We start from the raw sequence: 1,139 nt of genomic DNA, 5'->3' as shown, positions 1-1,139 counted from the left end.
ACGGGATGGCTCCGTACAGAATCAGGTGGTGATCGGGTACAACTGACTCAATTGCCCCTCACGGATGCGTTTGATATCGAAGCTTCGCATCGTGCCGTGGTCGATGCGCTCGAAACGGCTGATGCGATGGTGGATCAACTGATTGTGGATATTACGGCAGGAACAAAACAGATGAGTGCAGGCGCAGTTCTGGCCTGTCGTGAGTACGGTGTACCGATGCAATACGTACGAACTGTCTATGAACATGGCCGGGTCGTTCGTGATGCGCCATCACAATTGATGAAAGTACAATTATGATCCTGGTCCTCAACTACAGTCACCCGCTCACCCAGGAACAGCGAACGCAGATCGCAGAGTGCTGCGGCGTGAGCACCCTAGAAGTTCGTGATTTGCTTGCCCAGATAGACCGCGCCCGTCCCTTGGCAGATATTGCGCAGGAACTGGCGAATGCGGCAGATCTGACACCCGAAGCCTGGCAAACCACGCCGATCATCCTGAACCCACCGGCCCTGGCACCGGTCGCCCTGGCCCTGGTTGCCGAATTGCATGGGCGTTGTGGTGGGTTCCCGACGATGCTCAACATCCGTCCGGTGGCTCAGAGTGTGCCGACACGCTATGAAGTGGCTGAGATCGTCAACCTACAAACCCTGCGTGACGCAGCTCGTGGACGACGTATCTGAATACAGTGCAAGGGCGCACGCGGGAAGCGCACCGTGCCCGTCGGATACGTAACCGGGGATGGTGATCGGGCTATATGTGGGTGGTATCATCCAATCGTCTCACGCGGGTCATCAGGGGGCGGATGCCAACCACCACGCATCCAAAGACGACAGGCACGCTTGATCGCACCATCATTATGCCAGTCATCATTCAGATCGAGACGATGAGTTGATGGAACAAGTCGAGGCCCGGTTAGGTCGCCGCCCGCGCTTTGGCACCTGGGACGCCGCCTTTGATGCCCAGTACGTCTATGGCTACTTCCACGAAGCGGGCGGCTTCGCGACGGTGCCCTTCAGCAGCGGTGGCCAGCGCGGCAAACGTCAGCTCAGTCCCGAGGGCGTGCCACTCTGCGCCGCTGGGTTCCCGATGAACCTGGCATTCACCTACGAGCATCGCAGCGGGTTGGTCCCGCATACCCG

General features: G+C 58.7%; 1 protein-coding gene and 2 pseudogenes. All 3 read left to right on the top strand.

The genetic code is table 11. The features are described 5' to 3' along the window. Window positions 1-297 (top strand): annotated as a pseudogene (locus tag EKD05_RS25535) (hypothetical protein); the annotation flags it as partial. Next, window positions 294-680, top strand: coding sequence for a CRISPR-associated protein Csx15 (gene csx15 / locus EKD05_RS25530; protein WP_240695938.1), 387 nt, complete (start codon window positions 294-296; stop codon window positions 678-680). The pseudogene EKD05_RS25535 and the gene csx15, both read left to right, overlap by 4 nt. Before the next feature lie 211 nt (window positions 681-891). Continuing rightward, window positions 892-1,139, top strand: a pseudogene (locus EKD05_RS25520) (hypothetical protein); the annotation flags it as partial.

Source organism: Candidatus Chloroploca sp. Khr17 (genome assembly GCF_004138165.1).
In the GTDB taxonomy this organism is placed as follows: Bacteria; Chloroflexota; Chloroflexia; order Chloroflexales; family Chloroflexaceae; genus Chloroploca.
This window is presented reverse-complemented; position numbering and strand designations above follow the sequence as displayed.